Below are 20,976 nucleotides of genomic sequence, written 5' to 3'. Positions count from 1 at the left end.
TTACAAAAAAAATAAAAAAACACTATTATTTTCTGAAATATCTAATAAAATGATGGTATACATACTAACCGTTTGGTATGCTAAAAATAGAAACAACAAATGAATGGGGATGATTTCATGTATTTACGGTTAACAGAAGAGCAACGGATGGTCCAAAAAACAATTCGCAAGTTTGTTGAAAATGAATTAATGCCTCTAGAAAATGATGTTTTAAGAAACGAAAGAGAAGGAAAACCAAGTCTACCTAAAGGTAAGATCGAAGAATTGCAGCTAAAAGCAAAAGAATTTGGTTTCTGGGGGATTAACACACCAGACGAATATGGGGGAGCTGATCTTGGCCAAATGATGTTAGCCATTGTCATGATGGAAACATCAAAAACCTTTGTTCCTTTTCAATTTGGAGGATCTGCAGACAACATCCTTTATTATGCAAACGAAGAGCAAAAGAAAAAATACCTCCTACCTACAATTAACGGTGAGAAAAAGTCATGCTTTGCAATGACAGAACCGGGTGCAGGTTCTGATACGAGAAACATTAAAATGACAGCTGTAAAAGATGGTAATGAATGGGTATTAAATGGTGAGAAAACGTTTATTACAGGTGGTAATGAAGCAGATTTTGTAATGGTTATTGCGATAACAGATAAGGAAAAGCATCAAGCAACTGGGAGAGATGGAGCTACGTGCTTCATAGTTGACCGTGATATGGGCTGGAAATCAGAATATATTCATACAATGGGTGAATGGGGCCCTGCTGGGTTAGTGTTTGATAATGTTCGAGTTCCAGAGAGTAATATATTAGGTGAAGTGGATGGTGGATATAAGCTTGGACTTGAATGGATTGGGTTTGCACGGTGGATCGTTGGAGCGCGTGCAGTTGGTGCAGCAGAACGTTTATTACAAATGGCAATCGATTATTCGAAGGAACGTGTAACCTTCGGGCAACCAATATCTGAAAGACAAGCCATTCAGTGGCAAATTGCCGACTCAGCAACAGAAATTGAAGCAGCAAAATGGCTCGTTCTTAATGCTGCATTTACACTAGATGAAGGGGAAGATAACCGCCACTTAGCGTCCATGGCTAAACTATATGGTTCAAATATGGGCAATCGTGTAGTGGACCGCGTCCTTCAAATCCATGGTGGAATGGGCTATACAAGAGAACTTCCAATCGAGCGCTGGTACCGTGAAGCCAGGCTTTGGAGAATCTATGATGGTACAGATGAAATTCAACGTTTAATTATTGCTAGAAATCTATTAAAAGGAAATGTAAAACTGGGACAATTTATCTAATAAGTAGGAATCCCGTGCAGGTACGTCGAATGGTTGTAGTACAGAAGATTACTAAGGAGGAACAGATCATGACAGGAAGATTTTCAGGGAAAGTTGCATTTGTTACTGGTGGAAGTAGAGGTATTGGACTAGCAATTGTTGAACAATTTGCCCAGGAAGGTGCAAAAGTAGCTATTATTGATATAAATGAGGAAGCATTAAATCAGGCTACGACTGAATTATTGGATAAGGGCTATGAGGTATTTTCAAAGGTTGCCAATGTTGTTGATGCAAAACAGATAGAAGCAGTAATGGAAGAGGTTGTTACGGAATTTGGTTCTGTTGATATCCTTGTTAATAATGCAGGGGTTATCAGAGACAATCTTTTCTTTAAAATGACGGATTCAGATTGGCAAACTGTTATGGATGTGCATTTAAAGGGTTCATTTAATGTTGCACGTGCAGCACAAAAATATATGGTTAAAAACCAATATGGAAGAATAATTAATATCTCTTCTACATCCGCACTAGGAAACCGTGGGCAAGCCAATTATGCAACTGCAAAAGCTGGTTTGCAAGGGCTAACCAAAACACTAGCAATCGAACTTGGTAGATATGGAATTACCGTTAACTCTGTAGCGCCAGGCTTTATCGAAACAGAGATGACAAAAGAAACCGCAGCAAGAATCGGTATACCTTTTGAGGAGTTAATTAAAGCGAGTGTAGCGACAATTCCAGTTGGTCGAAGCGGGAAACCAGCAGATATTGCGAACGCAGTGGCGTTCTTTGCGGATGAAAAGTCATCGTTTGTTAATGGCCAAGTTATCTATGTTGCAGGTGGACCAAAAACGTAAATCCTAAAGATGAGGTGATTACATGTTGAAAGAATGTATTGGAAAGAGATCGAATAAAGTTAAAAACATCGTAGAAAGTGGCGCTGTAAAAAAGTTCACTGAAGCGATTGGTGATTTTCATCCTATTTATACTGATGAAGAAACGGGTAGAAACTCAAGGTATAAAAACAATATTGCGCCACCAACCTTTCCTAGGGTATTCGATTACGGTGAGATTGAAGACTTAAAACTTCCTAATAAAGGGTTAATTCATGGAGAACAAATTTATCATTACAACAGACCTTTGCTTGTTGGTGAGGAAATAGTCTGTTATTTTGAAGTGAAAAATTTCTTTGAAAAAAAGGGAAGTAATGGATCAATGTTGTTCTTGGTTTTAAAAAGATATGGTGATGATGAACAAGGTAACAATATCTTTACAGAAGAAATGGTCGTCATCATCAATGAAACTGTTAGAAAGGTGATGGGACTGTGAAAAATGTAGAATTACTTCAAATTGGAGATTCACTTGATGATGCTGAACTATCACCAGTATCTAGAATAGATTTGATTAAATATGCTGGTGCTTCGGGTGATTATAATCCGATTCATACAATCGATGATGAAGCCATTAAAGCTGGTTTACCTGGCATTATTGCTCATGGAATGTGGACAATGGGAAATTTAGCAAAGCTTTTCACTCCTTATTATGAACAGGGGTTTATCGAAAACTATACAATCAGATTTAGAGGGATGGTATATCTAAACGATGTTATTACACTAAAAGCAAAAGTGCTCGAAACGGATGAAACTCGAACAAATTTTGCAGTAGTAGCAGTGAATCAGGATGACAAGGAAGTTATTAAAGGTAATGTTTCGTTTAAAAAATATTAAATGAAGCGTCGTTGCACTAATGTATTCGAAATTTAAGGATATAAATTCTAAAATAACCAAAAAAAGCGAGTGGTAAACTCGCTTTTTTTCTTTGTTTAGGAAATTACAAAATTGTAAGGTTGTGTATAACTTCGAGTCTTTGTCTATCTACGTCCAGCTCCAGGCGCCACCCGGCTCTATGGTATAAGCCTGTCTAGCTCCAGCGCCTAGAAACGAGGGGAAACTTCAACTCCTCCTACAGAAGCAAAAAACGCTTCTTTCGTCGGAGTCTCCAGTTTTATCGTTTCTGACCAAGGCGCTTACGCATTTCGAACAATCCGTCCGAAAGGTTAAAGAAGAACCTTCCAGCCGGCTTGTCTTATGCTTGTCGCCGATAAGCGGGCGCCTTGCGCTTTTGTTCATTGGTTTGCTTCATTCCAATCTGTAAACATACCACTTCCATAACACCCGGAACATTCGATTGGCTCTGAATAGTAGTATTCATACATTGAAAAGGAACTAAAGCCTTTCCCATTACAAATTGGACAACGACCTAAGTTTTCCATTTCCTGCATTCTCTTTTCATGTCGTGAAGAAAACCAATCAGACATAGAATTTAATAAACCCATAATAACACCTCTTTTTTATCCAGTTCTAAAAATAAACGAATGGTATGGTCCTTTATCTATCTTATGTTGTGGAAAATAAAGGGTTTTTATTCATAAAAGTAAGTATAAATTTTTGTTTAAACGACTATCCAAGTACTTAAAAAAGTGAAACAATAAAGAATTGGCCAAATCCTACTACGGTTTTGGTCTTATTTTGCTTCCAATATCTTTGTAATATGAATTCCGAAACTTTTCTCGTTTTTTTCCATTAATACTTTTTCAATAAAAAAAGAAACATAAGTGTGTAACATTACAAATCGAGTTAAAGGAGGCGTCAATATTGATAAAGAAAAAGATACTCATTACCATTACCATTACAAGCATCCTGTTTATTGGACTTGTGGCTTGTAATAATAATGCGGACAATGCCCTAGATGACAATATGAATAATGGATTTGGTGCCCTGGAAAACAGATACAACGATAACGATGATATACTTAACACAAGAGATAATAATGGTTTGATTGGCGATAGGCACGATGTTACTGATAATGACAGGTTGTTTGGTACGAGGAATACAAATAGTGATGATGGTATGTTTGGAACACGTAACAACAATATCGCTAGAAACAATGGAGATAATGGATTATTTGGTAACACTGACCGAAACAATGGAAATAATGGGTTATTTGGTAACAATGACCGAAATAATGGTGACGATGATGGATTATTTACAAATAATGCACGAAACAAAGGACAAGAAAACGGCAGAACTTTCACTTTCAATGACAGAGATTTAGGTGATAATTTCTTAACAGGTGACCAAAATCAAAATGGTACAATCTCAAGTGACAAGACACATATTCCAAGTTCGAAATACCCACATACAAAAGCAGTAAAAGTTCAAGAAGCAAAGTATAAATTTATAAAGCATGGTAAAGGAAACGATCAACAAAAAAACTTTTCATTTCAACGGCAAAAACAAAACAATAATACTGAACAACAACAATCTCAAGCACCAGCGCAGCAGCAACCTGCACAACCGAAGCAACAGGAACCAAAGCAACAACAGCAACCTGCCCAGCAACAAAAAGCGCCAACTGAACAGAATCAACAACAACAAGGTGGGGGGTCTGCTACTCCTTCAAAACAAACAGCTCCTGCACAAGGTATCAGTGCGGCAGAAGCAAAAGTTATTGAATTGACAAACGCAGCAAGACGTAAAAACGGCTTGCCAGATCTACAAGCAGACACTACTTTAAGTAATGTTGCTCGTGAAAAATCAACTGATATGCAAAAAAACAATTATTTCTCACATACCAGTCCATCATACGGATCTCCGTTTGATATGATGAGGGATTTTGGTGTGACATATAAAACTGCTGGTGAAAATATTGCACAAGGACAACCAACACCAGAACAGGTAGTACAAGCTTGGATGAATAGTGAAGGTCACCGCAAAAATATATTAAGTAAAGACTTCACACATATTGGTGTTGGCTACCAAAAAAGTGGGAACCATTGGACACAGATGTTCATAGGGAAATAAGAAAAATGGAATCGGTATTATTTTTACCGGTTCTTTTTCCTGAGATTTAATAAGAGAAATTGCTAAAATGAATGCATATGTACGAAGGAAGATGGTGACCATCCTCTCTTCAAGGTAAGCTGATTAATAGGTTTATAAATATAATCGTCTAATAACATAATTTTAGATGAATGGGTATAATGCTCTTCATATGATTGTAGCAGTTCTTGATGAATTGAAACAATAATGCCAATATTATCTATCGTTTGTTTTGAAATCAGAATTTTTGGCAATTGGTTTCACGAAAATTGCCGACTATTTAATCTCAGAAATAAAACGAAGTGAGGTTAAGCCAATTGCTGCTGCAGGAAATTATCCTCCTAACAAAGGATTATTCTTAATTCATAGTGTAAAAGATGGTGCGATTCCGTATAATCAATCACAGCGTATTCATGAGAGTTCGCAAAATAGTGAATTATGGATACCTCCAAAAGGTGGACATATCCGTACCTATTATTATTTTAAGGAAGAATATGAAGAAAAGGTTTTATTGTTTTTAGACAATTACTTTATTAGGGAAAACATCTTAGATCGTCCCTATTTTATTATAACATAATGCAAAAAATGCGGGTTTTACAAAGGTCTTAGTAGAAATAAATTACTAAGGTCCTTTTTTTATTAAATTTGAATTCTTATTTCATGTAATAAGAATGACAAATATTTAATTAAAGACTACTTATACTAAAGCTATAAAAAGAGAATTCGGCCAAGTTGTCATAAAGGAGACTTAAAATGGATCAATTAACCTCACTGTATCCAAATGCAGTTGAACATACGAAAAGAAAAGCGTTGGAAGACATGGAACATTATCTTGCCATTCAAGATGTACTCCCTCCCATTGAACAATTTCTTATAGACAGGAAACATTATCTTGATCAAATATGGATAAATGTATGGCTAAATAAAGTGACAAATGGAGTGTCAAAGGACGAAAAGAAATCATACCTTCAAGGAATTGGTTATGAAGTAGAAGGTGTAGACAGAAAACTTCTTACCAAATTATTTAGAGTTGAGATGAGAAAGTATCATCCTTTTAATGTAATTGAATGGTTAAATTCTTCAGATTATCTTAATCAAAACAAATGGGAAGACCAATATGAGAAATTTAGGAAAATCTATTTAAAACAAGAAGGGGAACGTGAACTTTTAGAGAAAACGGCTCGTGTAAAACAACGGACATTACAAATTGCGCAAAATCTTTTACGCCCAAATCAGACAGAGTTGTATCTTCATCTTAGATTCTATATCGCAAAACAACTTGTAGGTGATCTTCAACAGAAAACAAAATATCAAAAAATAGAGACTTTTAGAATTGAGGAAAAATTAGTAGAAGAAAACCACTTTGAAGCAGCAGACTATAAAATTGTTGATGAGTTTTTGTATGAATTAACTGGAGATATTCATAAAGTCTCTTTAGATTGGGAACCAAGACATTATGAATATGAAATGTTTTATTATGTCTACGAAAGGGTGGTATCAGATTATCTGTATGATTTTGTCCCCAAATGGATTATCGAGAATATTTCGTCTACCTTTCAAAACGACTTTAAAAAAACGGTGGGTGAAGAATTATCAGGTGATATACTGAAGGAACTGATCGCTTTGCCCCTGTACGATTTTATTGAAGAAGCTTTTGTAAAGATACAAAAAGAGTATATGTCAGACCTAGTAGTCCTAGCAGAGATACCATTTGAGTTAGCTGAACACCACGAAATTTATCTGAATAATCTCGAAGATCTAAAACGAAGAAAAGAAGAAGAATTGGCCGAAATCGAGCGGAAAAAAGCAGAAGAAGAACGGATGCTTGAAGATATATTTGGACGTGAATATAGTCCTCCGGCTGGAAGGAATATTCGTTATATTTTACATATTGGTGATACGAATACAGGCAAAACCTATCAAGCATTAGAAAGAATGAAAAAGGCAAAAAGTGGATTATATTTAGCGCCACTTCGCCTCTTGGCACTAGAAGTATATGATAAATTGAACAGTGAGGGGTTTCCATGTACCTTAAAAACGGGTGAAGAGGAAAAAGTCGTACCAGATGCTAGACATATATCCAGTACGGTAGAAATGTTTCATGAAAAGGACTTTTATGATGTAGTTGTTATTGATGAAGCACAGATGATAGCTGATAAAGACCGGGGGTTTTCTTGGTACAAGGCCATCACGAAAACAAATGCAAATGAGGTTCATATTATCGGAAGTAGGAATATAAAACAGATGATAATTCAATTGCTAGGGAATTCAGATATTGAAATCCATGAATATGAACGAGATACTCCGTTAGAAGTTGAACAAAAAAATTTTAAAATAACACACACAAATAAAGGCGATGCTCTTGTTTGTTTTTCACGCAGAAGAGTGCTTGAAGTAGCTGCTCACCTTCAAAATAATCGGCATTCGGTTAGCATGATTTACGGTAGTATGCCGCCGGAAACTAGAAAGAAACAGATGCAGCGGTTTATTAAGGGTGAGACTACCGTAATCGTCTCAACAGATGCAATAGGAATGGGATTAAATTTACCAATAAGACGTATCGTATTTTTAGAAAATGAAAAATTTGATGGTACGAGGCGGAGACGTCTGACCTCACAGGAAGTAAAACAAATTGCAGGACGCGCTGGAAGGAAAGGCCTTTATAATATCGGAAAGGTTGCTTTTACAGACGATAGTAAAAGGATGAGCAAACTTCTTGAAAAAGAAGATGTATTAATTTCCACCTTTGCTATTGCACCAACAAGCTCCGTACTAGAACGTTTCCAGAAATACTCCCGTAGACTAGGGACGTTCTTTGAATTGTGGGAGAAGTTTGAAAGCCCAAAAGGAACAAAAAAGGCATCTCTTGCGGAGGAACGTGAGCTTTACAGAGCAATACAAGATACCGAAATTGAAGCACGTCTCTCTATATCTGACCTATATGGCTTTTTACATTTACCGTTTTCTCCAAACGATCCAGGTCTTTTAGATCAATGGCGCGATACGATGTATGCCATTGTTAATCGTCAAGACCTACCGGAACCCATTATAAAAACCGGAAGTCTTGAGGAACTAGAACTTTCTTATAAAGTAGTGGGACTTCACTTACTGTTTTTGTATAGATTAGAGCGACAAACAGAAGCACTCTATTGGGAAAGGGTAAGGGAAGAAGTAAGTGACGGGGTTCATGAATCCTTAAGTACGGAAGTAAAAAACATAAAGAAGGTATGTAGAAATTGTCGCAAACCACTCCCTTGGAACCATTCCTTCCAAATATGTGACTCATGCCATTCGGATAGGGGAAGGAATAGGCATAATGTATATTACCATAGATAGTGTTGGTAAAATGTGTTAAAGATGGTAATGATAGGACGATATCTTAAATATCGTCCTATTTTTAAAAGATAAGTAAGTATAAAAATTTGTACCTAGTTTTAGTGTCCAGCTCCGGGCGGCCCTGCGCTTTTCTTATTAAGAGAAATATTTAGTAAAGGTGGGAAGAAAGATTAATAATACCATGAATCTAACAATCATCTTATTTTTCTTTTTCAGTACATACATGAATGGTCTAGATCAAGCAGTTGATACAAGTGTAAAGCCGGTATCATTGTCGATGCAACTTAATCAACTTCTAAAAAACGAGCCAAGTTTACAAGGTGCCATTGCAGGTGTGAGTATTCGTTCGGCTGAATCGGGTGAAATCATCTACAATTATAATGGTAATATTCGGTTGAGACCTGCCTCAAACATGAAATTGCTAACTGCAGCTGCAGCACTGTCGATACTTGGTGAGGGGTACAGATTTAAAACAGACATATTCTCTGACGGAAATGTTAACCGCAGAATGTTGCAGGGGAACCTGTATATAAGAGGAAAAGGAGATCCGACCCTTTTAAAGTCTGATTTTGATAAGGTGGCAGCAGAGCTAAAAAAACAAGGTATTGCGATTATTTGTGGAAATCTTATTGGTGATGATTCTTGGTATGATGATGTTAGATATTCGGTTGACCTACCATGGAGTGACGAAACAACCTATTATGGTGCCCAGGTTTCTGCCTTATCAGCTTCCCCAAATACAGACTATGACGCTGGTACAGTCATTATCGAAATTGTTCCTGGTAAGAAACTTGGTGAGAAAGCAACAATAGCATTAGTACCAAATACAAACTATATAAAAGTTATTAGCAATGTAAAAACTGTTTCAGAAGAGGAACAAAGAGAGATTATCGTTGAACGTATACATGGTACTAACACCGTTAGTCTTGAAGGGAGTATTCCTATCAATACACCAAAAGTCAAAGAATGGGTTGCGGTTTGGGAACCAACTGAATATGCTCTAAACTTATTTAAACAGTCATTAAAGGAACATGATATAAAATTGCTAGGGAATATAAAAGTAGGGAAGGCTCCAGAAAAAGCTACTATTCTAGCTACACTTCAATCAATGCCGCTAAAAGATTTATTGATTCCTTTCATGAAATTAAGTAACAATGGCCATGCAGAGGTCCTTATTAAGGAAATGGGAAGGGTCATAACAGGAAATGGAGATTGGGATAACGGGCTTGATGTGATGAGGTCAGAAATCACGAAGCTAGGAGTTAATACTAACACATTGGTAGTAAGAGACGGTTCAGGAATCTCCCATATTAACTTAATTCCAGCTAATGAAATTTCACAGCTTTTATTTTCAATTCAAAAAGAAGATTGGTTTCCATCCTATTTTAACTCTTTACCTAATGGAGGTAATAGTGAAAGGTTGGTAGGAGGAACACTAAGGAACCGTTTAAAGACAATTGATAATGTAAAAGCGAAAACAGGATCAATCACCACAGTAAGTACATTATCAGGATATATTGAAACAGCACATGGTGAAAAGCTGATTTTTTCGATACTATTAAACAATTTGATGGACGATTCAAAAGGAAAAGGAATCGAAGATAAAATAGTGGAAATCATTGCGAGCCGGTAGCAAAGGATTTTGTTGGTGCAATGTAAGTTGGTTTTTCAAATTTAGAAATAGAGGTGCCTTATGAAAGAGTATGGATCGATTTTGTATGCCTCTTTTGGTATATTGGAAAGGATATACTAAATGTAGAAAGGTTATTGAACAGTAAAGTTCATACATAATGGGTGACTAAATGGAAGAACAATTATTAAGTATACTTAGGGAATATGAAAACTATGCCATTATTATAAGTATTATGGTGAGTATCCTTGTTGCACTGCTTGGTGTCGTACCAAGTGTATTTGTTACAGGAGCCAATGTTCTATTTTTTGGATTTACTTTAGGCACGCTTATATCCTTTATAGGTGAAGTCGTAGGAGCGATTATAGCATTTTATTTGTACAGAAAAGGATTTCAAAAAGTATCACAGAAGCAAATGAACAACTATCCGAAAATTAAGCAACTGGTAGAATCTGAAGGGAAGGAAGCCTTTTTTCTTATTTTATCGCTCAGGCTCTTGCCATTTGTACCGTCTGGTTTGGTAACATTTGCGGGTGCAATTGGGAAAGTATCACTCATGCTATTTGCTTTAGCGAGTACAGTCGGAAAAATTCCTGCACTGCTCATTGAAGCCTATTCTGTATACCAAGTGATGCAGATGGGTTGGCAAGGGAAAGTGATATTAACACTTTTAGCTGTCGGAATGCTTTTGTGGGTTGTAAGAAAATTGCGATTTAAAAGCAATCGGTAGAGTCTATAGATTTCGCGGGATAACATAGTTAGCAATAAGGGAATTGAGTGGAAATAACAAGTTATTCAAAATGAGACCGTCAAAAAGGGGAATTTACCCTAATTTGTGGATTTCTATTAATTATAAGTACTTATAAGCATATTATTGATTCATAAACGGGCAAACTAAAGGTAATTATGTGAATTTAGGTGAATACAATGAAAATGTTATGCATTGATGGTGGTGGCATAAGAGGTGTGTTTGCTATTGCCATTTTACAATCACTAGAAGAAGAGTATGGTCACCCTATTGGAGAGCTATTTGACGTAATTGCAGGTACTAGTACAGGATCAATCATTGCAGCATCTGTAGCGCTAGAGTTAAAAATGGGGGATGTCCTTAAGAGTTATAAAAAGTTTGGTGAAAAAATATTTGTCCGTCAAGCAAAGGTAGGACTTTTTAAAAGTGTATATAGTGATAGGCATTTACGGCGGTACTTGAAAAAAGCATTTGGAGAATTAACATTATCAGACATAAAAAAACCGCTACTTATTCCAGCGGTTGATGTAACCCATGGGCGACCATATGTCCATCGCTCTAATTATCGTCATCATGGAAATGACGACTTAACTATTAAGCTCTGGGATGCAGTACTTTCTTCATGTTCGGCACCCATTTATTTTCCCCCAAATAATATAAATAATAAATATTTATCAATAGACGGTGGTTTATGGGCCAATAACCCATCGTTGGTTTGTGTAACAGAGGCATTACACCACTTCAATAAAAGGCTGAGTGAAATAAAAATCCTCTCTCTCGGTACTGGAATACAAAACATTAACTTTGCCATAAATGATGACAAAAATTGGGGAGTAAAACAATGGTTACCGTTTGAATTTCCATCGCTAAAGGTCACACCAAAGTTACTAGATCTTGCTCTTCACTTATCTTCTGAATCAGCTTCCTATCATTGCAGCCATTTTCTTGGAAACAACTATCTTCGCTTAAATAAAGAACTGGGTGAAGAAATTCCATTCGATGAAATAACATCAATGGACGAGCTAATCGAATTTGGATCACAGGTCTTTAGAGATCAATTAGAAGAGGTAAACCACTTTTTGAAGTAAAAGCGAGAATATAATTTAGCTACCTAACACTCAGTGTGAAGAAATACACTGAGTGTTTATTTATTGAAAGATAAAATTTTACCTAGTTTTGGTGTCTGGTTCAGGGTGTCCTTCATTTCGGTTTTGAAAAAAGCAATCCATCTTACTCCTAAAAGAAAAAAAGCTAAGGTATCCCACTAATTTCTTTGCTACAGGAAAGCATTATAGCTTTACATGACACTCTTGAAATAGTTTCCAAGGTTATTATATTATTAATTCAGAATAGTAATAATTTTTAGTAAAGGGAGGAAATTAGATGGATGAAAAAGTGATAAACAATACTCAAGTAGTAGAGGAAGACTTTTTCCCGGTAAAAGAAGTAGACTATTTAGAATTGTATTCAGGAAATGCAAAACAAGCTTGTCATTATTTCTGTACTGCATTTGGCTTCAAGCCTGTAGCCTATTCAGGCTTAGAAACTGGAAATCGAGAAACGGTATCCTATGTCCTTCAACAACGTCGAATTCGTCTTGTTATTACTGGTTCACTAAAAGCAGATAGTCGAGTTGCTTCTTTTGTTAAAAAGCATGGTGATGGTGTAAAGGATGTTGCTTTAACTGTTGACAATGTTGAAAAGGCTTACAATGAAGCGGTTAAAAGAGGAGCCATTGCAATTACCCCACCTTTTGAACTTAAGGATGAACAGGGAATTGTAAAGAAAGCGGTTATAGGTACATATGGAGATACAATCCATACATTAATTGAACGTAAAGCCTATAAAGGTGCATTCATGCCAGGATTTCAACCTTTAGTAACCACTATTCCATTTGAAGATGCAGAGTTAATCGCGATTGATCATGTTGTTGGAAATGTAGAGCGCATGGAAGAATGGGTTAACTATTATGCAAATGTGATGGGCTTTAAGGAAATGAAGCACTTTACAGATAAAGATATTAATACGGAATATTCAGCATTAATGTCAAAGGTTATGCATAATGGCGGACGAATTAAATTCCCAATTAATGAGCCGGCTGAAGGGAAAAGGAAATCACAAATCCAAGAGTACCTAGAATTTTATAACGGAGCGGGAGTACAACACTTAGCAATCTTAACTGAAGACATTTGTAGCACAGTTGCGACACTTAAAAAGAACGGTGTAGAGTTCTTATCAACACCTGATTCTTACTATGAAATGCTGTCTGAACGTGTGGGAGAAATTGATGAGGAGATCGATCGAATTCGCGAGCTAAATATTCTAGTAGACCGTGATGACGAAGGCTATTTACTACAGATCTTTACAAAACCTATCGTGGATCGACCTACCTTGTTTATTGAGATTATTCAACGGAAGGGTGCGCGAGGTTTTGGGGAAGGTAACTTTAAAGCATTGTTTGAATCAATTGAACGTGAGCAAGAAAAAAGAGGAAACTTATAGTAAAGACCAACTATTTATTAATTGTTAAGAGGGAGATTAGTTCTCCTTCTTTAATTTAATTATTATTACCAAAACTGTAATGCACAAATAAGACTAGGAAAGCGGGAAGATAGTCAGCTTCTAACTATAGTATTTGTTCAGCTCATTAAAGAAAGTGTGGTGTAAGCGTTGGAAATTAAACCGGAAACACTTGAATGGAAAGACGCATATAAATTGCTTGTAGGTTCTATTTTGCCGCGTCCGATTGCATTTGTTACGACGATCGCTGCAGATGGAACTGCTAATGCAGCCCCGTTTAGTTTTTTTACAGCGATTTGTGCAGATCCAATGATGATTTGCTTTTCACCGATGAGAAGGGGTACAGATGGGGACAAGAAAGATACCCTTGCTAACATCGAAAAAAACAGGGAATTCGTAGTCAATATTGTAAGTGAAAATATTGTCAAACAAATGAATGATTGTGCGATTGAATATCCTTCAACTGTTGATGAACTTGAGGCTTCAGGACTCAAGAAGGAGCCAAGTGCTACTGTAAAACCCCCTAGAGTAAAGGAATCCGCTGTCCATCTAGAATGTGAGCTCCACGAAGTCTTGCATTTTGGAGACCATCCTGGTGCAGGCAGCCTAGTGATTGGAAAAGTAAAACATGTTCATGTTTCGGATGAACTCTATGAGCAGGGACGAATCAATACTGAAAAGCTGAAACCGATTGGACGACTTGCTAGACAAATGTTCACCAACCCAATAGCTGATACATTTGAGTTAATTAGAAAAACGGAACCAAGGTGATGCTATGAGATTTATAACATTTGAAAAAAAAGATAAAACTGTTCGTGCTGGCTGGCTAGTAGATGAAAACCACGTAATTGATATGTTTGAAGCTACAAAAGGTGTGCTTCCCCAGAGCATGCTAGGATTTATTGAAAATCAAGCATTTTATTTCGATTTTATTGCTTCCGTTCCGACATTTACATCGGAAAATACCGGTGTATATCCACTTAGTGACGTAGTTTTGAAAGCTCCGTTACCAAACCCAAGAAGTCTACGAGATTTTTACGCGTTCGAACAGCATGTAAAAACAGCGAGGGAAAAGAGAGGACTTGCGATGATACCTGAGTGGTATGAAATTCCTGTATTTTATTTTTCTAATCCTATGACAATAAAAGGGCCAAATGATGACATACTACGACCAAAGCAATGCAATTGGCTAGATTATGAATTAGAAATAGCCTGTATCATAGGAAAACAAGGATCAGACATAAAATCAAATGAGGCAGAAGACTATATTTTCGGGTATTGCATCATGAATGATTGGAGTGCAAGGGATTTGCAGCAAAAAGAGATGAAGGTAGGTCTTGGGCCTGCAAAGGGGAAGGATTTTGCTACATCCATAGGTCCGTGGATTGTGACCAAGGATGAGCTTGAAAGCTTTCGAACTGAAAAAGGATATGATTTAAATATGGCTGCAAGGGTAAATGGTGTAGTCCTTTCTAAGGGAAATCTAAAGGATATTCACTATTCATTTGCTGAAATGATTGAAAGGGCTTCAGCAGGCGTTACCTTGTATCCTGGTGAGGTTATAGGTTCAGGCACTGTTGGTAGCGGCTGTATATTGGAACTGGGGACAGCTGTTCATCGATGGCTTGAGCCTGGTGACAAAATAGAATTAGAGATTACAGGCTTAGGTGCGCTGCAAAATAGAATTGGAAGTGAATAGGGAGAAGGTGAACAAATGTATTACCGCCAAATGGGGAATATTCCACACAAACGACATACGGCTTTTAGAAAAGAAGATGGTAGCCTGTTTAGAGAGCAGGTTATGGGAACAAAAGGTTTTTCTGGGACACAGTCAATACTTTATCACCATTACATGCCGACAGCGGTAGCTAAGTCAGAATTAATTGGCAAATACCTACCTGAATACGAAGAACAGCAATCCCTTAATCACCGTCATTTTTATACCGACAATCTTTTAAATAGCGGTGATGCATTAGGCGCTAGAGAATACCTCTTAGGTAATAACGATCTCTTAATAGGGGTAATGACTGTAACTGATGAGATGAACTCCTATTACCGGAATGGTGACGGTGATGAGATGTTATTCACCCATTATGGCACTGGTAAAATCGAAACAATGTTCGGTACAATTATGTATAGGCCTGGTGATTATGTCATTATTCCTATCGGGACAATATACCGAGTTATTCCAGATAAGGCTAGTAGAACAAAGGTATTATTCATAGAATCCTTTAGCCAAATAACAACTCCTAGAAGATATCGAAATGAATATGGTCAATTACTTGAGCACAGTCCTTTTTGTGAGAGAGACATTAGAGGACCAGAACAACTAGAAACCTTTGATACTAAAGGGGAATTTGTAGTTATAACGAAGACAAGAGGATACTTGCATTCTCACGTTCTAACTCACCACCCTCTTGATGTTGTAGGCTGGGACGGTTATTTATATCCATGGGCCTTTAATATTGAGGATTTTGAGCCAATTACAGGCAGGGTGCATCAACCGCCACCAGTCCATCAAACCTTTGAAGGACATAACTTTGTTGTTTGTTCTTTCGTTCCAAGGCTTTTTGATTATCATCCAGAAGCAATTCCTGCACCTTACTACCATAGTAATGTAAACAGTGATGAACTCCTATATTATGTGGAAGGTAACTTTATGAGTCGAAAAGGGGTAAAGTTGGAATCGATAACTCTTCATCCCAGTGGGATACCACACGGACCACATCCGGGTAAAACTGAAGCTAGTATTGGTAAAAAAGAAACCCTGGAACTAGCTGTTATGATCGATACCTTTAAACCTCTTAAGGTGTTCAAAAAGGCAAGTGAACTAGAAGATAAACAATATATGTTTACTTGGGTTTAATAAACTGAGGGTGTCTTAAGAGTTCGATTTGAGACACCCTTAATTTTGTTAAGGGGACTCTAAGCCAATATAGACATCAAATCAACTCTTCTGGAATGGGCTTATTGCTAAATATGGTCCAATCTTTAACTGAAAATGGAACTAAGGTTACAATTTCTAACATTAGGCCGGCTGTATTGGATGTGTTTGAGCTTCTTCAACTTCCTGAAATTATAGGTGAAGGGGTATTTATATGAAAATCTATTTATGAAAGTCGAAATTTTCTTATGAAGGTGTGTATTCTTGATAAATATTGAACAACTGTTGGCAAATTTTAATTCTAGTATTTTTTCTCCGATTCTACTATTGTTATAGCAAGGAGTTGATACTATGAAATACTATCCGATTAAAGAAGTTGAGAATCTTTATCATATAGAAAATGTACTGGAGAATTCACGTTTATTATGGTATAAACTTGCTGAAGGCTTTGAAATAATTCCGACTACCTATTTAGATTTTGTCGGGCTAATTTCAAGGAATGAAAAAAATGTTTTACATGAGTGGAAACTTACGGTAAAAAATGACGGATCTCTTTCATTAATACGAGGTATTAAAAATGGAAGTATTTTCATTGAAATAGATAGAAACGGTAAAGAAACATATAAAATTTTACCCATTTGCTAACTAACCCAGACCATTAATCTGGGTTTTTATTTTTTTGAAAACAGGAATATGTTTTTATTAACGGGACAAATTATCTAGGTAATAAAAATATACTTTTTGGAGGTCTTTTTATGATGATGAATCAACAGCTAGGCGCACACGAGCTAATGGAAATACATGAAGTCTTATGTGATACAATTGATGGTATAAATCAGTTCCAACTTTATCAACCACACTGTCAGGATCCACAGCTTCAGAACATTCTACAAAATCAAATTAACTTTATGACAAATGAATACAATTCAATGGTTAACATGTTAAGTAACGCTACTGCATCAGGCAATATTAGAACAACGCAAGCAAAATTAAATGTGAGCCCTACATATGGTTTAAACAATCCTGCACCAAACCAGCCAAATACATCAATGAATCAAATGAACGATCATGATGTAGCATCAGGTATGTTAGGATGCGCTAAATCCTCTGCCGTGCTAAGAATGCATGCAGCATTAGAATGTGCAGATCCGCAAATTAGAAATAGTATCGTACAAGGTGCTAAGAACTGTTCAGAACAGGCATATGAGATTTGGCAGTATATGAATGAAAAGGGCTACTATCAAGTACCAACATTAAAAGACACTACAGCCCAAACGTTTGCAAGCATGTATCAGCCAACTACAAGCTTTAATCAGCAAAACTTTCAATCAAACCAACAAAATTTTTAATAAGATACCTTAAAAAAGACCCTCCACACTTATGCGGTAAGTGGGGGGATATTTGTGTTAGTAAAGTTTAATTAATTGAAGAAATCTGGATAGAAGCATAATTTTATGAGAGTGGTCGTCGAGCTAAAAACGCCATGATAAATTTATTATTTTTGCTTTAAACAACCATGTATTAGTTAGTGATAAGAGTAGGTCTTAAGTTCTGTTTTTTCTATTATAAATATTGATTTGACGTATATTCCGTAGAAAACATGACACTTGTCATGTTTTCTACATGACACCTATGTCTTCACTAGTTTAACAAGCTCTACTATTATTAAGATAACAAATGAATTGATGAAAGGAACAAAAAAATGACCAATCATAATCATAAAGCTCTACGGAAGCAAATTGCTCCCTATGAAAAATCAAATACTAGAGACAGCGTTTTTCAACTTATTAATACACTTGTACCATTTATCGTACTATGGTTTCTAGCTTATCAAAGTTTAACGATTTCTTACGCTCTTACTTTTGTAATTAGCTTGGTTGCAGCAGGGTTTCTAGTACGAACTTTTATAATTTTTCATGATTGTACTCATCACTCGTTCTTTAAAAATCGGAAAGCTAATAAAATTATTGGCACAATAACTGGGATTATTACTGTCTTTCCATACGGCAAATGGGGACATGAACATTCTGTACATCACGCAACTAGTTCGAACTTAGATAAACGTGGAACAGGGGACATATGGGTGCTAACTGTCGATGAATATCTTGAAGCGTCTATTTGGCGGAAGCTCGCTTATCGTATTTATCGAAATCCAATTGTTATGTTTATTCTTGGACCTATTTTTGTTTTCCTTATTGAAAATAGATTTAACAGAAAAGGTGCTAGGTTAAAGGAACGTCTTAACACTTATATAACAAACATTTCAATCGTTTTATTGTATTCATTTATGGGTTGGGCTATTGGTTGGGAGTCATTTCTATTAGTTCAAGGGACAATTTTCTTAATTTCAGGTTCTGCTGGTATCTGGCTGTTTTACGTACAGCATACTTTTGAGGATACTTACTTTGAAGAAGATAAGGACTGGGAATATGTAAAGGCAGCAGTTGAGGGAAGTTCGTTCTATAAGCTTCCAAAACCTCTTCAATGGCTTACGGGTAACATCGGCTTTCATCATGTACATCATTTAAGCCCGAGGGTACCAAATTATAAGTTGGAAGAGGCTCATAATAACACACTCCCATTACAAAACGTGCCAACGATTACATTATCAACAAGTTTACAATCACTTAAATTCCGCTTATGGGATGAGGAAAGTAAAAACTTTGTAGGCTTTAAGGCAGCTAAAGTTCTAGCGGCAAAGCAAAAAGCCCATAAAGAGTTCGTTCCTATTAAAGTAAAATCACAAAGGTAGATAAGGAAATATAACCTCTTGTGAAAAATCATCTAAAAATGAGGACTGCCAAGGTACTTAGTTACCTAGGGAATTATTGCTTTGGTAGACCCTTTTATTTGAACAAGTGTCTAGATAGCTTACCTGTGATAAAATAACAATTATGCAGGTTTCTAATACTACAAAAGAGGTTTACAATATGAAAAAAAGATTAATTCTCTTTCAAAAGAACTGGGGGATCTCTCCTTATATATGGAGTGTTTTTAGCATCCTACCGTTCTATTTTATTTTCCAAGACTCATCGACGATTGAAAGTATTGTAGGGATTATCCTTACGATTATTTTCTTTATTTCGTTAAGATTTGCTTTTCTTTCAAGGGAATGGCCAGTTTATTTGTGGACATCAATCTTAATTGGAATTTCGACAACTATGGCAATACTTTTCCAATTTATTTATTTTGCTTTTTATATTGCTTACTATAATGGCAATATAAAAAATCGTGCCGCTTTTTTAACGTTATATATTATTCACTTAGTAAGCACGACCATCTCAATTAATTACAATATTGTCATGCAAGAACCTATATTCCTAAAGCAACTTCCATTTATAATCATTATTTGGATAAGTGTGATCCTTTTACCAATTAGTATATATAATCGAAAAAAACAAGAGAAACTAGAAGAACAACTAGAAGATGCCAACCAAAGAATTTCAGAGCTTGTTAAGCAAGAGGAGCGTCAACGGATTGCACGCGATCTCCATGATACATTAGGTCAGAAACTTTCGCTAATTGGCTTGAAAAGTGACCTCGCTAGAAAATTAATTTATAAAGATCCTGAACAAGCCCGCACTGAAATGAAAGATGTTCAACAAACAGCAAGAACGGCTTTAAATGAAGTAAGAAAAATGGTATCCCAAATGCGTGGCATTAGATTGAAAGAGGAACTCGTCCTTGTGAAGCAAATTCTTAATGCAGCGCAAATAGAGATGAAATATAATCAAGAATTGTCCCTAATAAATGTTTCTTTGTTTCTAGAAAATATCCTAAGTATGTGTATGAAAGAAGCAGTCACAAATGTTGTTAAACACAGTCAGGCCTCGATATGCAAAATAAAGATTGAGCAAAAGTGGAACGAAGTCTGCATAACTGTTCATGACAACGGTATTGGCATGAAAGAGAAGCACGATCTTAATAACGGAAGCGGTTTGCTAGGGATCGAAGAACGTCTAGATTTTGTTAATGGAACACTTGATATTATAGATGATAACGGTACAAAAATTGTGATGAAAGTACCAAACGTTGTTAAGCAGTTGGATAAGGAGGAACAACAATGATCCGGATTGTCATTGCCGAAGACCAGAGAATGATGTTGGGTGCCTTAGGGTCACTTCTTAATCTAGAAGACGATATGGAAGTTGTAGGGAAGGCAAGTAACGGTCAAGAAGCTATTACTCTCGTTAATCAATATCAACCTGACGTTTGTATCATGGATATTGAAATGCCAGAAAAAAGTGGCCTTGAGGCAGCCGAAGAGCTAAAGGGCTTAGCTTGCAAGGTCATTATTTTAACAACATTCGCTCGGTCTGGTTATTTTCAACGAGCATTAAAAGCTGGCGTAAAGGGGTATTTATTAAAGGATAGCCCAAGCGAGGAACTAGCAAGCTCGATTCGTAGCGTTATTGCAGGAAAACGAGTGTACGCACCAGAACTAATGGACGATGTGTACAGTGAGGAAAATCCATTAACTGAACGTGAAAAGGAAGTACTAGAACTCGTTGCTGATGGAAAAAACACAAAGGAAATTGCTACGGAACTCAGCATTAAAACCGGAACCGTCCGTAACTATATATCGACAATACTAGAAAAGCTTGAAGTGAAAAACCGCATAGAAGCCATTACTCAATCGAAAGAAAAGGGTTGGTTTAAGTAAAAAAGGTTATGTCCATAGTGAACATACCTTTTTTTATAGTTAGAA

General features: G+C 36.4%; 21 protein-coding genes. 20 read left to right on the top strand and 1 reads right to left on the bottom strand.

Features of this window, described 5'->3' with window-relative positions; genetic code table 11:
• Nucleotides 1-117 precede the first annotated feature (117 nt).
• The 4 genes from PY093_RS02430 to PY093_RS02415 all read left to right on the top strand — a co-directional run bounded on the left by PY093_RS02430 (nucleotide 118) and on the right by PY093_RS02415 (nucleotide 2,996).
• Nucleotides 118-1,293 (top strand): acyl-CoA dehydrogenase family protein, encoded by a 1,176-nt coding sequence (locus tag PY093_RS02430; protein ID WP_275644280.1) that lies wholly within the window; start codon nucleotides 118-120, stop codon nucleotides 1,291-1,293.
• Nucleotides 1,294-1,361: 68 nt separating this feature from the next.
• Nucleotides 1,362-2,126, top strand: coding sequence for a 3-oxoacyl-ACP reductase FabG (gene fabG, locus PY093_RS02425; RefSeq protein ID WP_275644279.1), 765 nt, complete (start codon nucleotides 1,362-1,364; stop codon nucleotides 2,124-2,126).
• Nucleotides 2,127-2,148: 22 nt separating this feature from the next.
• The gene (locus PY093_RS02420) at nucleotides 2,149-2,598 is read left to right on the top strand and encodes a MaoC family dehydratase N-terminal domain-containing protein (protein ID WP_275644278.1); all 450 of its coding nucleotides are present in this window, start codon (nucleotides 2,149-2,151) and stop codon (nucleotides 2,596-2,598) included.
• The gene (locus tag PY093_RS02415; protein ID WP_275644277.1) at nucleotides 2,595-2,996 is read left to right on the top strand and encodes a MaoC/PaaZ C-terminal domain-containing protein; all 402 of its coding nucleotides are present in this window, start codon (nucleotides 2,595-2,597) and stop codon (nucleotides 2,994-2,996) included. The genes PY093_RS02420 and PY093_RS02415 overlap by 4 nt, the downstream gene beginning before the upstream one ends.
• Before the next feature lie 398 nt (nucleotides 2,997-3,394).
• Here PY093_RS02415 and PY093_RS02410 read toward each other — a convergent pair whose 3' ends face one another.
• Nucleotides 3,395-3,604, bottom strand: coding sequence for a methionine aminopeptidase (locus PY093_RS02410; protein WP_275644276.1), 210 nt, complete (start codon nucleotides 3,602-3,604; stop codon nucleotides 3,395-3,397).
• Between the two features lie 319 nt (nucleotides 3,605-3,923).
• Here PY093_RS02410 and PY093_RS02405 point away from each other — a divergent pair, with 319 nt between their 5' ends.
• The 16 genes from PY093_RS02405 (at nucleotide 3,924) to PY093_RS02330 (ending at nucleotide 20,931) form a co-directional block, all read left to right on the top strand.
• Nucleotides 3,924-5,132, top strand: a complete 1,209-nt coding sequence (locus tag PY093_RS02405; protein WP_275644275.1) for a CAP domain-containing protein — start codon at nucleotides 3,924-3,926, stop codon at nucleotides 5,130-5,132.
• A gap of 265 nt (nucleotides 5,133-5,397) precedes the next feature.
• A complete protein-coding gene (locus PY093_RS02400) occupies nucleotides 5,398-5,727 on the top strand; it encodes an alpha/beta hydrolase family protein (protein ID WP_275644274.1) in 330 nt (109 codons plus the stop codon).
• A gap of 176 nt (nucleotides 5,728-5,903) precedes the next feature.
• Nucleotides 5,904-8,486, top strand: coding sequence for a helicase-related protein (locus PY093_RS02395; protein ID WP_275644273.1), 2,583 nt, complete (start codon nucleotides 5,904-5,906; stop codon nucleotides 8,484-8,486).
• A 181-nt stretch (nucleotides 8,487-8,667) separates the two neighbouring features.
• Entirely contained in the window at nucleotides 8,668-10,119 is a 1,452-nt protein-coding gene (gene dacB, locus PY093_RS02390) for a D-alanyl-D-alanine carboxypeptidase/D-alanyl-D-alanine endopeptidase (RefSeq protein ID WP_345774210.1), read from the top strand.
• A 169-nt stretch (nucleotides 10,120-10,288) separates the two neighbouring features.
• Nucleotides 10,289-10,846 (top strand): TVP38/TMEM64 family protein, encoded by a 558-nt coding sequence (locus tag PY093_RS02385; RefSeq protein WP_275644272.1) that lies wholly within the window; start codon nucleotides 10,289-10,291, stop codon nucleotides 10,844-10,846.
• 197 nt (nucleotides 10,847-11,043) lie between these two features.
• Nucleotides 11,044-11,952: a CBASS cGAMP-activated phospholipase gene (locus PY093_RS02380; protein WP_275644271.1), complete on the top strand. Its 909-nt coding sequence runs from the start codon at nucleotides 11,044-11,046 to the stop codon at nucleotides 11,950-11,952.
• Between the two features lie 295 nt (nucleotides 11,953-12,247).
• Entirely contained in the window at nucleotides 12,248-13,366 is a 1,119-nt protein-coding gene (hppD, locus tag PY093_RS02375; protein ID WP_275644270.1) for a 4-hydroxyphenylpyruvate dioxygenase, read from the top strand.
• A 168-nt stretch (nucleotides 13,367-13,534) separates the two neighbouring features.
• Nucleotides 13,535-14,155, top strand: a complete 621-nt coding sequence (locus PY093_RS02370) for a flavin reductase family protein (RefSeq protein WP_275644269.1) — start codon at nucleotides 13,535-13,537, stop codon at nucleotides 14,153-14,155.
• A gap of 4 nt (nucleotides 14,156-14,159) precedes the next feature.
• The gene (locus PY093_RS02365; protein ID WP_275644268.1) at nucleotides 14,160-15,083 is read left to right on the top strand and encodes a fumarylacetoacetate hydrolase family protein; all 924 of its coding nucleotides are present in this window, start codon (nucleotides 14,160-14,162) and stop codon (nucleotides 15,081-15,083) included.
• 15 nt (nucleotides 15,084-15,098) lie between these two features.
• Entirely contained in the window at nucleotides 15,099-16,250 is a 1,152-nt protein-coding gene (locus tag PY093_RS02360) for a homogentisate 1,2-dioxygenase (RefSeq protein ID WP_275644267.1), read from the top strand.
• A gap of 80 nt (nucleotides 16,251-16,330) precedes the next feature.
• A complete protein-coding gene (locus PY093_RS02355) occupies nucleotides 16,331-16,486 on the top strand; it encodes an STAS domain-containing protein (protein ID WP_275644458.1) in 156 nt (51 codons plus the stop codon).
• Between the two features lie 133 nt (nucleotides 16,487-16,619).
• Nucleotides 16,620-16,913, top strand: a complete 294-nt coding sequence (locus PY093_RS02350) for a hypothetical protein (protein ID WP_275644266.1) — start codon at nucleotides 16,620-16,622, stop codon at nucleotides 16,911-16,913.
• A gap of 110 nt (nucleotides 16,914-17,023) precedes the next feature.
• Nucleotides 17,024-17,617, top strand: coding sequence for a spore coat protein (locus tag PY093_RS02345; protein WP_275644265.1), 594 nt, complete (start codon nucleotides 17,024-17,026; stop codon nucleotides 17,615-17,617).
• 353 nt (nucleotides 17,618-17,970) lie between these two features.
• On the top strand, nucleotides 17,971-19,020 hold the full coding sequence (gene desA, locus PY093_RS02340; RefSeq protein ID WP_275644264.1) for a Delta(5) desaturase DesA: 1,050 nt from the start codon (nucleotides 17,971-17,973) through the stop codon (nucleotides 19,018-19,020).
• Nucleotides 19,021-19,198: 178 nt separating this feature from the next.
• A complete protein-coding gene (locus PY093_RS02335; RefSeq protein ID WP_275644263.1) occupies nucleotides 19,199-20,335 on the top strand; it encodes a sensor histidine kinase in 1,137 nt (378 codons plus the stop codon).
• Nucleotides 20,332-20,931 carry a response regulator transcription factor gene (locus PY093_RS02330; protein WP_275644262.1) on the top strand — a complete coding sequence of 200 codons (600 nt, stop codon included), beginning with the start codon at nucleotides 20,332-20,334 and terminating at the stop codon, nucleotides 20,929-20,931. The genes PY093_RS02335 and PY093_RS02330 overlap by 4 nt, the downstream gene beginning before the upstream one ends.
• Nucleotides 20,932-20,976 lie beyond the last annotated feature (45 nt).

The sequence above is a fragment of the Cytobacillus sp. S13-E01 genome (assembly GCF_029193815.1).
Lineage (GTDB): Bacteria > Bacillota > Bacilli > Bacillales > Bacillaceae_L > Bacillus_BV.
Note: the sequence above shows the minus strand (reverse complement) of the source record. Positions and strands in the feature narration are given on the sequence as shown.